Raw genomic sequence first — 13,458 nt, 5'->3', positions numbered from 1 at the left:
ATGACCCGGGCACGCCGGACGCTCCGGTGGGTGGTGCCGGGATATGCCCTGCTGTTGGCTCTCGCGGTCACCGCTCCGCTGCTGGCGCCCGGGTACCTGCTGCTGCGTGACGCGGTGTCCACACCGCGCTCCTACTTCTCCGATGCCGCGCTGGGACTTTCCGAGTCGGCGCCGCGAGCGCTGCCACAGGATTTCCTGATCGCCGCGCTGACGCCGGTGCTCGACGGCGGCGTGCTGGTGAAGGCGCTGCTGATCGCCGGTATCTTTCTGGCCGGCTGGGGTGCCGGACGGCTGGCCGATCTGCTGGTGCCCGATGCCGGGGTGCCCGGACAGCTGGTGGCGGCGACTGTCGCGGTGTGGAATCCCTACGTCGCCGAGCGGCTGCTGCAGGGGCACTGGAGCTTGCTGGTGGGCTACGGCTGTTTGCCGTGGGTGGCTGCCGCGGTGGTCCGGCTGCGGAGTTCGGGATCCGGCCCGGGGTGGGCGGCGCTGGTGTTCTGGATCGCGCTGGCCGGTTTGACGCCGACCGGACTGTTGCTCGCCCTGGTGGTGGCACTGGTCTGTGTCGCGGTGCCCGGTGCCGGGGTGTCCCGGCTGTGGTGTGCGGGCGGGGTGGTGGTGACCGCGATGCTCGCGGCGTCGCCGTGGCTGGTGGCGTCGGCGTTGGGCGACGGGCTCGGCTCATCGCCGTCGCCGGGTGTGGTGGCGTTCGCGGCTCGCGCTGAACCGGGCCTCGGTACCCTCGGCAGCCTGGCCGGGCTGGGCGGTATCTGGAATGCCGAGGCCGTTCCGTCTTCTCGCGCAACCCCATTGGCGGTGCTGGCCACCGTGGTGCTGCTCGCCGTCGTCGCTCTCGGCCTGCCCACGGTGCTGCGCCGACGGTCGGTGCTGCCACTGCTGGCACTGGCCGCGGTCGGCGTGCTGTTGCCCGCCGCGGCGGCCACCGGACCGGGCCTGGCGGTGCTGCGGGACATGGTCGAGGCCGCGCCCGCGGTGGGGATTCTGCGCGACGGACAGAAGTGGGTCGCACTGGCGATGCCCGGCTACGCCGTGGCGGGGGCCGCGGCCGTGGTGACGGTGCGGGGCCGGCTTCGTCCCGGCGCGGCAGCAGTGGTGGCCATCGTGGCTCTGATCGCCGTGCTGCCCGATCTGGCGTTCGGCGTGTGGGGCAAGGTCACCTCGGTGCGGTATCCGCAGGGTTGGGCCGCGGTGGCCACACTGATCGATTCCGCGCCGGCCGACGTGGCGGTACTACCCGCCGACAGCATGCGCCAGTTCGCGTGGGCCGGGCCGGCGCCGGTGCTCGACCCGTTGCCACGCTGGGTCCGTGCCAACGTGCTGGCCACCGGGGACCTGACGATCTCGGGCAGGAGCGTGCCGGGGGAGGGCGGCCATGCCCGCGACGTGCAGCGGATGTTGCTGGCCGGTGCTCCCGCCACGACACTGGCCGCTGCCGGGGTGGGCTGGGTGGTCGTCGAATCGGGCAGCGCGGGATCGATCGGCAATGCGCAACGGACACTGACGCAGCTGCCGGCCGTCTACCGCGACCCCGAGATCACGCTGTATCGGATCGGAGGGATGAGTCAGGCTGCGCCACACGCAGAGCGGATGGCGGTGACGGCCGCCCATGTGGTGTGGCTGGCTATGGTGACCGGCGCCGGATTTTTGACCCTGGCCGGGCGCCGACATAAAGATGTACCATCTGGTACATGATCAGTTCGAGCAGTATTTCCATCGACGCACCCGCGGATCTGGTGTGGGAGGTTTTCACCGACGTCGAGCACTGGCCGGACTGGACCGCTTCCGTAACCACGCTGCGCGGCCTGGACGGTGCACAGCTCGCAGTCGGGCGGCGCTTCGAGATCAAACAACCGCGGATGCCGAAGTTGGTCTGGACAGTTACCGAGCTCGAACCCGGTAAATCGTGGACGTGGGTGCAGCGATCGCCGGGCGGGCTGACGTCGGCGCGTCACGACGTCGCGCCGGCGGCCGGTGGCACGGTGGTCCGCCAGGAACTCACCCAGGGCGGCGTCATCGGATCGCTCGTGGGTGTGCTGATGCGACAGATGACGCAACGCTATCTGACCATGGAGGCGCACGGGCTCAAGGCGCACAGCGAAAGCTTGCGGAAGCTTCGTGGCTCGAACGCCTGATCTTCTGCGGCGCCGGGAGCTGCTCGATGCACTGGTGGCCGAGTGCGCCGAGAACGGTGTGGGTGGGCGATCCCTGCGCGAGCTGGCCGAGGCAGTGGGGACCAGCCATCGAATGCTGTTGCACCACTTCGGTTCCCGTGACGAACTGCTGTTGGCTATCGTCGACGATGTCGAACGCAGGCAGATGGAGCTGCTGCGCGAGCTGATCACCGACGGCACGGGATTCGCCGCGATGTGGGATCACCTGCGCAGGCCCGAACTGCGGGCACTCGAGCGGTTGTTCTTCGAGTGCTACACCCGCGGAGCCCAGGGCGAATCACCTTTCACGACAATGCTTCCCGGCGCGGTCGATCGCTGGCTTGACGAAGTTCAATCGGCCACCGATGCCGCCGCCGACCCGGCACTCGCGCGGCTCGGGCTGGCGGTCATGCGCGGCCTGCTGCTCGACCTCGTCGGCACCAACGACGACGCCGGTGTCGACGCGGCAGCCCAGCATTTCGTCGAGTTGATCGGCTCGCTCGAAAATAGCTCGCGTTAAGTCGCTTTGGGGGCGAGCGGACCGATCTGGCCCAGGATGCGGGAGATCAGCTCGTCCTGCTTGCAGAGGTGGTCCTGGATCATCGCCGCCTCTTTCAGCACCGCCTCGGCATCCTTGTACGTCTCGTCGGCGCGGGTGTCGGAGGCCTTGGCCTGGATGTTCTGCCCGACGATGATGATCGGCAGCAAGACCAGCTGAAGGAAGCTGCTGGACAGCCAGACGACCACGAAGTACGTGCCCTGCTTGATCGCGTCCGGCAGCGCGAACAAGGCCAGCAGCGTGAAAAGGTAAGCGGTCCACATGGTGCCGACGACGACGGTGATCTTCAATCCGAACTTCGCGTTGAAACGAACCAACCAGTTGTCGTGGTCGACGCCGCGAAGATGGGCCACCCTGACCGGCTTCTTGGCCGCCAATTCCGCGGCGCGGGGGTGGCGGACGTACTCATAGATGTTTGACATCCGGGGATCGTCACACGGCGAACCCGGGAATCAGCTGTGAGTTTTTGCCCGCGCTAGATGACGCCGCTGACCCGGACGCCGGCGTGCACCGACTCCAGGACCGTCCGCATGGCGTCGGCACTCTGCTGCCAGGAGAAGTCCCGGCTGCGGGCTTTGGCCTTGGCACCCAGTTCGTCGCGCAGAACATGGTCTGCCAGTAGGTGTTCGAGCCGATCCACCAGGTCGTGGTGGTCGTCGACCAGGACACCGGTGACTCCGTCGATCACCGAATCGGTGAGTCCGCCCGAGGAGCGGTAGCCGATCGTCGGCACGCCGTGCTGAGCGGCCTCGATGACCGCCAGGCCCCAGCCTTCCTTGCGCGAGGGCAGCACGTGCACCCAGGACTGTTGCACGACAGCGTGTTTCGTTCGGTCATCGACGTGGCCGTGGAAGGTGACGGCATCGGAGATACCGAGGCGCGCGGCCCGGTCGACGAGGCGGTCGTGCCACCAGCCACCGCCGACGATGTCCAGGTGCAGCCCGTCGACCCGCGGCCGCAGCTCGGCCACGGCATCGAGTGCGTCCTCGATCTGCTTGTGCGGCACCAGCCGTGACAACACGACCACCCGGGGCGTCGACGACCGTTGCGCGGTGAGGGTGTCCGGTGGAGCGTCGTCGAGGCCGTTGCGCACCACCGCGATACGCGCGGTGTCGACACCGAGGTCGGACAGATCGCGGGCCGAGGGCAGCGAGACGGTGACGTACTGGTTGTGCCGGTGCATCCGCGGGGACAGCCACGATTCGACCAGCCAGCCCAGCCGGCCGAAGAACCGGCCGGCCACCGGCCACTGTTCGCGGTGGCAGTGGTGCACCAGGACCGCGACCCGACGGCCGAAGGCCAGCCGGGCCAGGAACGGCACACCGTTCTGGGTGTCGATCACGACGTCGGGACGCACGCGGCGCAGCGGCCCGAGGCCGACCCGCGCGGCGACCATCGCCAGCCCCGCCCAGATGTACACGCTGTAGGGGCCGCCACCGCGGCTGATCCGCACGCCGTCGACGAGCTCGCGGCGCGGCGCGCCCCGGTATCGGGCAGTCCGCAGAGTGACATCCATACCGGATTCGGCCAGCAGCGAACCGATGCGCTGGACGTAGGTTTCGCTACCGCCACCCTGCGGGTGGCCGGTGTCCCGCCAGCACAGCAGCAGGACGGAGCGAACGGGTGTGGACATCATCGCCAGCCTAGTCCGCCGGTCGAATTTCACTTTTTGCAGCTCTGCACTCGCACTTTCCCTGCGAAACGTGAGTTTCGGCGCGTGGCTAGGGTGAGTCCGTGGCCGTCACCGACCTGTTCGCCCGGCGGGCGACGCTGGGCCGGTCGACGCGGCTGCTGAGCGAGTTCCGCTACGAACAGTCCGACCCCGCCCGCTTCTACGGCGCGCTGGCCGCCGACACCGCGGACATGGTCACCGACCTCTGGCACGGAAGCCACGGCGATACCCCGGGTGAGCGCATGCTCGTCGACGTCGGCGGCGGCCCGGGCTATTTCGCCACCGCGTTCACCGAGGCGGGCTGGAACTACGTCGGCGTCGAACCCGATCCCAGCGAGATGCACGCCGCCGAGCACGTCCGGCAGGCCGGCCCGGGCTCGTTCGTCCGGGCATCCGGCATGGCGCTGCCGTTCGCCAACGGCAGCGTCGACGTCTGCCTGTCGTCCAACGTCGCCGAGCACGTGCCGCGCCCGTGGCAGCTTGGCGCCGAGATGCTGCGGATCACCCGGCCTGGCGGGCTGGCGATCCTGTCCTACACCGTCTGGCTCGGGCCGTTCGGCGGCCACGAGATGGGCCTCACGCACTATCTGGGTGGTGCCCGGGCAGCCGCCCGGTACACCCGCAAACACGGCCACCCGCCGAAGAACAACTACGGGTCGTCGCTGTTCGCGGTCTCCGCGGCGGCAGGTCTGCGCTGGGCGGCCGGCACCGGGGCGCTGGTCGCGGCATTCCCGCGTTACCACCCACGATGGGCATGGAAGCTGACCGATGTACCCGGCATACGGGAGTTCCTGGTGAGCAATCTGGTGCTGGTGCTGCGGCCGCCGATGCCACCGAAATGAACAGGTTCTAGTTTCTGTCTTCAGTAGGTAGTGTGACGGTCATGACACAGAGCACCGCGTTCAAGACCGAGTGGGACAAGCTGTTCATCGGCGGCAAGTGGGTCGAGCCCGCCACCTCCGAGGTCATCGAAGTGCACTCCCCCGCCACCGGCGAGCTGGTCGGCAAGGTGCCGCTGGCCGCCAAGGCCGACGTCGACGCCGCCTGCGCCGCCGCCCGCAAGGCGTTCGACGAGGGCCCCTGGCCCACGATGTCGCCCACCGAGCGCGCCGAGATCCTGGGCCGCGCCGTCAAGATCCTCGAAGAGCGGGCCGAGGAGTTCAAGTTCCTGCTGGCCGCCGAGACCGGACAGCCGCCGACGATCGTCGACATGATGCAGTACGGCGCGGCGATGTCGTCGTTCCAGTACTTCGCCGGCGCCGCCGACAAGTTCACCTGGCGCGACTTCCGCGACGGGGTCTACGGCACCACGATGGTGCTGCGCGAGCCGATCGGCGTCGTCGCGGCGGTGACGGCGTGGAACGTGCCGTTCTTCCTGGCCGCCAACAAGCTCGGCCCGGCCCTGCTGGCCGGCTGTACGGTCGTCGTGAAGCCCGCCGCGGAGACGCCGCTGTCGCTGTTCGCGATGGCCGATGTGTTCGCCGAGGCCGGACTTCCGGAAGGCGTGCTGTCGGTGGTGCCCGGCGGGCCCGAGACCGGCCGTGCTCTGACCGCCAACCCCGAGATCGACAAGTTCACATTCACGGGCTCCAGCGCGGTCGGCAAGGAGATCGCCAAGATCGCCGCCGAGAAGCTCAAGCCGTGCACCCTGGAGCTGGGCGGCAAGTCGGCCGCCATCATCCTCGAGGACGCCGACCTGGATTCGACGCTGCCGATGCTGGTCTTCTCCGGCCTGATGAACTGCGGTCAGGCCTGCGTCGGCCAGACCCGCATCCTCGCGCCGCGCTCGCGCTATGACGAGGTCGTCGAGAAGTTGTCCGGTGCCGTCGCGGCCATGCCGATCGGCCTGCCCGACGACCCGGCCGCGATGATCGGGCCGCTGATCAGTGAGAAGCAGCGCGAGCGGGTCGAGGGCTACATCAAGAAGGGCGTCGAGGAAGGTGCGCGGGTGGTCACCGGCGGTGCCCGCCCCGAGGGGCTCGACAGCGGCTGGTTCGTGCAACCGACGGTGTTCGCCGACGTCGACAACTCGATGACCATCGCTCAGGAGGAGATCTTCGGACCGGTGCTGGCGGTGATCCCCTACGACACCGAAGAGGATGCCGTCCGGATCGCCAATGACTCCGTCTACGGCCTGGCCGGCTCGGTGTACACCACCGACAACGACAAGGCGATGAAGATCGCCGCCCAAATCCGCACCGGCACTTACGCAGTCAACATGTACGCGTTCGATCCGGGTGCGCCGTTCGGCGGATACAAGAACTCCGGCATCGGCCGCGAGAACGGGCCCGAAGGTATCGAGCAGTACACCCAGGCCAAGAGCGTGCTGCTGCCGTTCGGCTACCAGCCCGAGTAGTCGGCACACGGAAAAGCCCCGGCACTTCGGTGCGCGGGGCTTTTTCGTGTCGGCGTCAGAAGAGTGCGCGGACGATCATCTCGGCCACCGCGGCCGGCTTGTCGACACCGTCGATCTCGATGGTGTGCTTCACGGTGAGGTTGACGGTGTTGTCGTCGACCTTGTCGGCGCCGACGAGTTCGGACCGCACCCGCACGCTGCTGTCCACCGGGACCGCCGCGACGAATCGGACCTTGTTCAGGCCGTAGTTGATCGCCATCTTGGCGTTTTCCAGGCGGAAGTTGTCCTTGGACAGCGCCGGGATCAGCGACAGGGTCAGGAAGCCGTGCGCAATCGGTGCGCCATAAGGGCTTTCGGCCTTGGCCTTCTCGACGTCGACGTGGATCCACTGATGATCCCCGGTGGCGTCGGCGAAGTCGTTGATGCGCTTCTGGTCGATCTGCAGCCACTCGCTGACGCCGAGTTCCTCGCCGATCGCGGACGTCGCGTCGTCGATAGATGTGATCACCTTCATGGGCACACCATAGCCAGCGTCAGAACGCCTCTTCGGGCAGGGCCATGATCTCCAAGTCGATCGACTCCGCGATCCGGCGCTCGGCGGCCAACCGCGGCAGGATGTTCGCGGCGAAGAAGTTGGCCACCGCCACCTTGCCTTGATAGAACGACTGCTCGCGCGGGTCGGGGTCGCCGTCGAGCGCCTGCAGGGCAATTTCGGCCTGGCGCAACAGGAACCAGCCGATCAGCAGATCGCCGACGGCGAGCAGGAAGCCCACCGATTCCAGTCCGACCCGGTAAAGCTCGCGCGCATCCTCCTGCGCCCCCAGCAGATAACCGGTCATCACGGTCGCGATGGCGCGCACGTTGTCCAGCGCGCCGGCCAGCGAGGCACGGGCGGTGGACAGCTCGGGCCGGGCGTCGGGGCTGTCGATGAAGTTCTCGATCTGGGTGACAACGTGTGCCAGCGCCCCGCCCTGGTCCCGGGCGATCTTGCGGAAGAAGAAGTCCTGGGCCTGGATCGCGGTGGTGCCCTCGTACAGCGAGTCGATCTTGGCGTCACGGATGTACTGCTCGATCGGGTAGTCCTGCAGGAAGCCCGACCCGCCGAACGTCTGCAGCGACTCGGTCAAGCACTGGTAGGCGCGTTCGGAGCCGACCCCCTTGACGATCGGCAGCAGCAGGTCGTTCACCCGTTCGGCCATCGACGGATCTGCACCCGAAACCACCTGCGCCACTGTGGGATCCTGATGCGCAGCGGTGTAGAGGTACAGCGCGCGCAGACCTTCGGCGTATGCCTTCTGCGTCATCAGGGCACGGCGGACATCGGGGTGGTGGATGATCGTCACCCGGGGCGCGGTCTTGTCGGTCATCTGGGTCAGGTCCGCACCCTGCACCCTGGTCTTGGCGTACTCCAGCGCGTTGAGATAGCCCGTCGACAGCGTGGCAATCGCCTTGGTGCCCACAAACATTCGGGCATACTCGATGACCTTGAACATCTGGGCGATGCCGTTGTGAACGTCGCCCACCAGCCATCCGATCGCCGGCTTTCCATGCAACCCCAAGCTGAGTTCGGTTGTGGCCGAAGCCTTCAGACCCATCTTGTGTTCGAGGTTGGTGACGAACGCGCCATTGCGTTCGCCCGGCGCACCGGTTTCGGGGTCGGGCAGGAACTTGGGCACGACGAACAGGCTCAGTCCCTTGGTGCCCGGCCCGGCGCCCTCGGGGCGGGCCAGCACGAGGTGCAGGATGTTCTCGAAGTAGTCGCCGGTGTCGCCGTTGGTGATGAAGCGCTTGACGCCCTCGATGTGCCAGGTGCCGTCGCCGGCGTCGACCGCCTTGGTGCGGCCGGCACCCACGTCGGAGCCGGCGTCCGGCTCAGTCAGCACCATGGTGGCGCACCAATTGCGCTCTGCGGCCAGTGTGGCCCAGTGCTTCTGCTGCTCATTGCCGATGTGGAACAGGATGTTGGCCATGATCGGCCCAGCCATGTACATGAACACCGCCGGGTTGGCGCCCAGCACGAGTTCGTCGATCGCCCAGGTGACCATCGCCGGCGCCGGCACCCCGCCCACTTCCTCGGACAGGCCGATGCGGAACCACTCACCCTGCTGCCAGGCCCGCATGGATTTGCAGAACGGTTCGGGCAACGACACCGCATGGGTGCCGGGATCGAAGGTGGGCGGATGGCGATCGGTTTCGGCGAATGATTCAGCGACCGGCCCCTCGGCGAGGCGGCACGCCTCGGCCAGCATCTCGCGGATCGAGTCCGCATCGAGATCGGGATAGGCGTCGAGGGCCTTCTCCACGTCGAGGAACTCGAACAGGTTGAACTCGAGGTCGCGGACATTGCTCTTGTAATGGCTCATTGCGTGCGTCCTCCTCATCGCCGGCTCAGCCCGAGCCTAGCTCGGTTCACCGGCGCTGATCAGGCTGTTCAGGCAGCGCCCAGGAATATGATCGGCATCATAGAAGGCCTTGAGAGCCGGGGCGGTGCCCTGTTCAACGACGCTGTTTGCCTGCTGTTAACGTGGGCGCCAATTCACTAGTTGCGCTAAGAGTGATCGCGATCTATGGTCATAAGCATAGTTATGGAGTTGGTCTCCAGACCTGCCCCGCAAGGAGAGAAACAATGTGGCTGATCGAGCTGAACATCGCCGGCCACCGGTTCACGCGCGAAGTACCCGACAAGCGACGGCAATTGTTCGGCCGCGGAGCTCGGGCGCTGGCGTGGCGGGGTAGCCACTTCCGTCAAACCCCCGCCGCCTGAATGACCCGGACACCGACAACCGATCGTCGAAGTAAGGGCTCCACCCGCACCAAAATGCTGGTGGCCGCCGCCGAAGTGCTGCGCGAACGCGGCGCCGCAGGCGTGACGATCGACGAGGTGCTGGCCCGCAGCGGGGCGCCGCGCGGTTCGGTCTACCACCACTTTCCCGAGGGGCGCGGGCAGATTCTGCGTGAGGCGCTCGAGTATGCCGGCTACGTCATCACCGAGAGCATCGACGAGGCTGCCTGCGAGAACGCCAGTGTGCTGCTGCGCCGTTTCGTCGAACTGTGGGAGAACGCCCTCATCACGAGCGATTACACGGCCGGCTGCCCTGTGCTCGCGGCCGCCGTCGGATCCGGCGAGGACGAGCATCAGCTCACCGCCGCAGCCGGCGAGATCTTCAGCCGCTGGCGCGACGCGTCCAAGCAGGCCTACCTACGTGAAGGTTTCGACGACGCCGACGCCAGTGCACTGGCCGACACCACTTTGGCCGCGATGGAGGGCGCTGTCGTCCTCTGCCGTTCGGTGCGCAGCCTGCAGCCCCTTCATTCAGTCGCCGCCCAGATCGAATTCCTGATCAAAGCAAAGGAATTCGTGACGAAGTTCGGCGTCCCCACGCTTAACCCTTGAATGACCAACGGGCACAGCCGAAATGGCTGTGCCCGTTGGTTTCCAATCGATCAGGGGTGGCCGGCCCCCGGGCTGCCGGGATCTGCCGGCGTGCCGTCAGCCCGGCCGGCGCCGTGGCACCGGCCGGAGTGCCCGACCATACCTTCGTATCCCGACCCCGGACCTGCCTGCGCACTGCATCGGACAGGGATGTTGGAATACGAGGCGTGACGTTTCTCGACCAACCGGCTGGACGGCAGGACCCGGAGACCCCGGAAAGTGTCATCACGCGGTTCGGCATCACGACGCTCGACGAGAACTTCACCGAGTTCACCGTCGTCGCGTCAATGCCGGTGGGCCACCTGACCAACCCGTTCACCGGTATGCCCACGATCGGACCGCTGGCGATCTTGGTCGACGATGTCGGCGGCCGGGCCAACTTCTACCGTCGCGGAGCCGGGCAGTGGACGGTGTCCAGCGAGCTCTCTATCGAACTGAGCCCCGACGGAATCGACAGTCTGCAGGCCGCACCGGACGAACCCGTCGTCGCGAGCAGCCGTCCGCTCGGCCCGCACGGCGCGACATTGCTGGCCATCTGCACCCTTAGCCACCGCGGCAGCACGATCGGCGGTGGCACCGTGCGCACGGTCGCGATCACCGGCGGTCCCGACGCGCCCGTCCAACGGGGTCCCGACACGTTGGTGCGCACGCGTGAGACGACGATGGCCGAGTTGATGTCCGCCGACCCGCAGGCCGACGAGGCCGGCACCTACCGGCTGGCCCAGCGACCCGATTCGATCATCAACAACCTGATCGGGATCGTGCACGGTGGAGTCAGCAGTGCCGGACTGGAACTCGTGGCCTCCGCGGCCATCAACCACGGGCAGACCGAGCCCCTGCGCACCGCGTCACTGCGGGTGAACTTTCTGCGGCCCTTCTTCGCCGGTGACCAATCCCGTTACGAGGGAAAGGCGTTGCGAGTCGGACGCAACTCCGCAATCGGCGATGCCCAGGCTGTCGGTGACGACGGCAAGGTGGCGATCCTGGCGCGCGTCACGGGATACCGGTGAGCGCCGTGACCGACGATTTCGCGGCGCTGTGCGCCAACGAGCCCGAGCTGGCCGCCCTACGGGCCTCGGTGCGGAAGTTTCTGGTTGACGATCGCAACGAATTCGGTTGGCAGCCAAGCGTGGACGCATGGTTATCGAGCTGGGACGAGGGCTTCAGCGCGCGGTTGGGTGACGCCGGATTCCTCGGGCTGACCATTCCGCGCGAATATGGCGGCCAGGGCCTCAGCCATCTGCATCGCTACGTGGTCACCGAAGAGCTGCTCGCCGCGGGAGCACCGGTGGCCGCACACTGGATTGCCGATCGCCAGGTCGCACCCGGGCTGCTGGCGTACGGATCCGAGGAGCAGCGCCAGCGCCTGCTGCCCAAAATTGCTGCCGGGCGGTACTTTTCGGCGATCGGCATGAGCGAGCCCCAGGCCGGATCCGACCTGGCCGCGTCGGCAGCCAAAGCGACCAAGACCGAGGGCGGCTGGCTGCTGTCGGGCACCAAGGTGTGGACCAGTGGCGCACATCTGGCTCATCAGATCGTGGTGCTGGCCCGCACCAGTCCGGTGGATCCCGATCGTCGTCACGCGGGCTTCAGTCAGTTCATCGTGCCCACCGAGTCGAAAGGCATCACGATCAGCCCCATCGTGATCATGTCGGGCGAACACCATTTCAACGAGGTAACTTTCGACGAGGTCCTCGTCGGCGACGAGAACCTGCTCGGCGAAGTCGGTGCGGGCTGGCATCAGGTCACCGCCGAGTTGTCGTTCGAACGCAGTGGGCCCGAACGCATTCTGAGCACCGCTCCCCTGCTGACCGCGCTGGTGCAGCTGCTGGCAAGCCAAGACGATCTCGACGACCATGCCGCCGCGGCCGTCGGCGATCTTCTGGCCCGGGTCATCTCGCTGCGACAGCTGTCGGTCTCGGTGGCCACGGCGCTGGCCGCCGGCCAGTCACCGGTGAATGAAGCCGCACTGGTCAAGGATCTGGGCACCCGCTTCGAGCAGGAGTCGGTGGAATTGGCGGCCGATCTGTTCTCCTATGCCGCAGCCGCACCGGGCCGTGACAAGGTAAGCGCGCTGTTGGATGTCGCACGCCTGCACTCGCCGTTGTTCACCCTGCGCGGCGGGACCAACGAGGTGCTGCGCGGTGTGGTGGCTCGAGGGATGGGGCTGCGATGACGCGGGCATTGACCGGTGGAGTGTTCGCAACCAGCAGCGGCACCGACGATCTCGCCGACCTGCGGCAGCTGGCCGAAGACATCGGCATTAGATCGTTCGACGAACGGATCGGGCACCGCGGGCTGCCCGACGAGTTCGACGCGGCCGCGTGGCGGAATCTGCAGGACGCGGGACTGACCCGGCTGACCAGTGACCCCGAATCCGGCGGTGGCCCAACAGAATCCGCACTAGTCCTACGGGCGCTGGCCCGCCACGCCGTCACCGTTCCGCTGACCGAGACCGACGTGCTGGCCGCCTGGCTGGCCACCAGGGCCGAACTCGAGGTCCCCGGCGAGGGTCCGCTGACCATCGCGATCGGCGACGCCGGTGCGACGACGACCATCACCGGTGTTCCGTACGCCGGCACCGCGGCCGCGGTCGTGGTGGCGTTGCGGGACGGTGCCGCACTTCAGGTCGCGGTCACCGAACCCACAGCCACGGGCGACGGCCACAACCTCGGCGGCGAACCGCGCGACACCATCGAGGTGCCCGCCGGAGCGTTCGTCACCGTCGACGGTGCCGCCGACGAGCTGCTGCGACGCGGCGCCTGGGCACGGTGCATTCAGGCGATCGGCGCCCTGGACGCCGCCGTCGAGTTCTCGGTGGCGCACACCAGGGAACGCGAGCAGTTCGGCCGTCCGCTGAGCGCGTTTCAGGCGGTGCAACACACATTGGCCTCGATGGCCGGCGAGGTGGAGCGCGCCCGGGCAGCCACCGAACTCGCCGTCGCTGCCGTCGCCGACCACGGATTCGCCAGTGCGCAAGCCGATTACGCCGTCACGGTGGCCAAGGTGGTGCTCGGCCGCGTCGTACCGTCCGTCGTCACCGCCGCCCACCAACTCCACGGTGCGATCGGCGTGACGATCGAGCACCGGTTGTGGCTGGCGACGATGCGGGCCCGCAGCTGGATCGACGAGTTCGGTGACACCGCTTGGCATGCACGACGATTGGGTCGTCTGGCGCTGGCCGCCGAGGGCGACCCCTGGGACCTGATCGTCGGCGCGGTTTGAGTCAGACCGGGATTGCAGCGGTGCCGATTCCCACCGTCAGTG

The 13,458-nt window shown here is 67.6% G+C and carries 14 protein-coding genes; 10 read left to right on the top strand and 4 right to left on the bottom strand.

The window, feature by feature from the left end:
• From K0O64_RS01525 to K0O64_RS01515, 3 genes are read left to right on the top strand one after another with little or no spacing between them, the layout of a single operon-like run.
• A complete protein-coding gene (locus K0O64_RS01525; RefSeq protein WP_220045948.1) occupies positions 1–1,713 on the top strand; it encodes an MmpA family trehalose lipid delivery protein in 1,713 nt (570 codons plus the stop codon).
• On the top strand, positions 1,710–2,153 hold the full coding sequence (locus K0O64_RS01520) for an SRPBCC family protein (protein WP_096309600.1): 444 nt from the start codon (positions 1,710–1,712) through the stop codon (positions 2,151–2,153). Before K0O64_RS01525 ends, K0O64_RS01520 begins: the two co-directional genes overlap by 4 nt.
• Positions 2,137–2,691: a TetR/AcrR family transcriptional regulator gene (locus K0O64_RS01515; protein ID WP_220045947.1), complete on the top strand. Its 555-nt coding sequence runs from the start codon at positions 2,137–2,139 to the stop codon at positions 2,689–2,691. The genes K0O64_RS01520 and K0O64_RS01515 overlap by 17 nt, the downstream gene beginning before the upstream one ends.
• On the opposite strand, the gene K0O64_RS01510 is transcribed toward K0O64_RS01515, so the two are convergent.
• Together K0O64_RS01510 and K0O64_RS01505 are read right to left on the bottom strand one after the other, a co-directional pair.
• Positions 2,688–3,152, bottom strand: coding sequence for a DUF1003 domain-containing protein (locus tag K0O64_RS01510; RefSeq protein ID WP_220045946.1), 465 nt, complete (start codon positions 3,150–3,152; stop codon positions 2,688–2,690). The two genes, K0O64_RS01515 and K0O64_RS01510, sit on opposite strands and share 4 nt — an antisense overlap.
• Before the next feature lie 53 nt (positions 3,153–3,205).
• Complete coding sequence (locus K0O64_RS01505; RefSeq protein ID WP_220045945.1) at positions 3,206–4,363, bottom strand: glycosyltransferase family 4 protein; 1,158 nt, start codon at positions 4,361–4,363, stop codon at positions 3,206–3,208.
• Positions 4,364–4,464: 101 nt separating this feature from the next.
• Here K0O64_RS01505 and K0O64_RS01500 point away from each other — a divergent pair, with 101 nt between their 5' ends.
• Both K0O64_RS01500 and K0O64_RS01495 read left to right on the top strand, forming a co-directional pair.
• Positions 4,465–5,244, top strand: coding sequence for a class I SAM-dependent methyltransferase (locus K0O64_RS01500; protein ID WP_220045944.1), 780 nt, complete (start codon positions 4,465–4,467; stop codon positions 5,242–5,244).
• 41 nt (positions 5,245–5,285) lie between these two features.
• Positions 5,286–6,758, top strand: coding sequence for an aldehyde dehydrogenase (locus K0O64_RS01495; RefSeq protein WP_220045943.1), 1,473 nt, complete (start codon positions 5,286–5,288; stop codon positions 6,756–6,758).
• 55 nt (positions 6,759–6,813) lie between these two features.
• Here K0O64_RS01495 and K0O64_RS01490 read toward each other — a convergent pair whose 3' ends face one another.
• Both K0O64_RS01490 and K0O64_RS01485 read right to left on the bottom strand, forming a co-directional pair.
• Positions 6,814–7,272 carry a MaoC family dehydratase gene (locus tag K0O64_RS01490; protein ID WP_071948088.1) on the bottom strand — a complete coding sequence of 153 codons (459 nt, stop codon included), beginning with the start codon at positions 7,270–7,272 and terminating at the stop codon, positions 6,814–6,816.
• A gap of 19 nt (positions 7,273–7,291) precedes the next feature.
• Positions 7,292–9,121: an acyl-CoA dehydrogenase gene (locus tag K0O64_RS01485; RefSeq protein ID WP_071948089.1), complete on the bottom strand. Its 1,830-nt coding sequence runs from the start codon at positions 9,119–9,121 to the stop codon at positions 7,292–7,294.
• 263 nt (positions 9,122–9,384) lie between these two features.
• On the opposite strand from K0O64_RS01485, the gene K0O64_RS01480 reads away from it, so the two are divergent.
• From K0O64_RS01480 to K0O64_RS01460, 5 genes are all read left to right on the top strand, one after another.
• A complete protein-coding gene (locus tag K0O64_RS01480; RefSeq protein WP_164519994.1) occupies positions 9,385–9,522 on the top strand; it encodes a hypothetical protein in 138 nt (45 codons plus the stop codon).
• Complete coding sequence (locus K0O64_RS01475; protein ID WP_174714097.1) at positions 9,523–10,152, top strand: TetR/AcrR family transcriptional regulator; 630 nt, start codon at positions 9,523–9,525, stop codon at positions 10,150–10,152.
• A 206-nt stretch (positions 10,153–10,358) separates the two neighbouring features.
• Positions 10,359–11,201, top strand: coding sequence for a PaaI family thioesterase (locus tag K0O64_RS01470; protein WP_071948091.1), 843 nt, complete (start codon positions 10,359–10,361; stop codon positions 11,199–11,201).
• A 5-nt stretch (positions 11,202–11,206) separates the two neighbouring features.
• Positions 11,207–12,367: an acyl-CoA dehydrogenase family protein gene (locus K0O64_RS01465; protein WP_071950158.1), complete on the top strand. Its 1,161-nt coding sequence runs from the start codon at positions 11,207–11,209 to the stop codon at positions 12,365–12,367.
• The gene (locus K0O64_RS01460) at positions 12,364–13,416 is read left to right on the top strand and encodes an acyl-CoA dehydrogenase family protein (RefSeq protein WP_071948092.1); all 1,053 of its coding nucleotides are present in this window, start codon (positions 12,364–12,366) and stop codon (positions 13,414–13,416) included. The genes K0O64_RS01465 and K0O64_RS01460 overlap by 4 nt, the downstream gene beginning before the upstream one ends.
• Positions 13,417–13,458 lie beyond the last annotated feature (42 nt).

Origin of the sequence: Mycolicibacterium pallens (genome assembly GCF_019456675.1) — a bacterium.
Classification (GTDB): domain Bacteria; phylum Actinomycetota; class Actinomycetes; order Mycobacteriales; family Mycobacteriaceae; genus Mycobacterium; species Mycobacterium crocinum.
The sequence above is the reverse complement of the archived record's forward strand: the minus strand, read 5'-3'. Positions and strand labels throughout refer to the sequence as shown.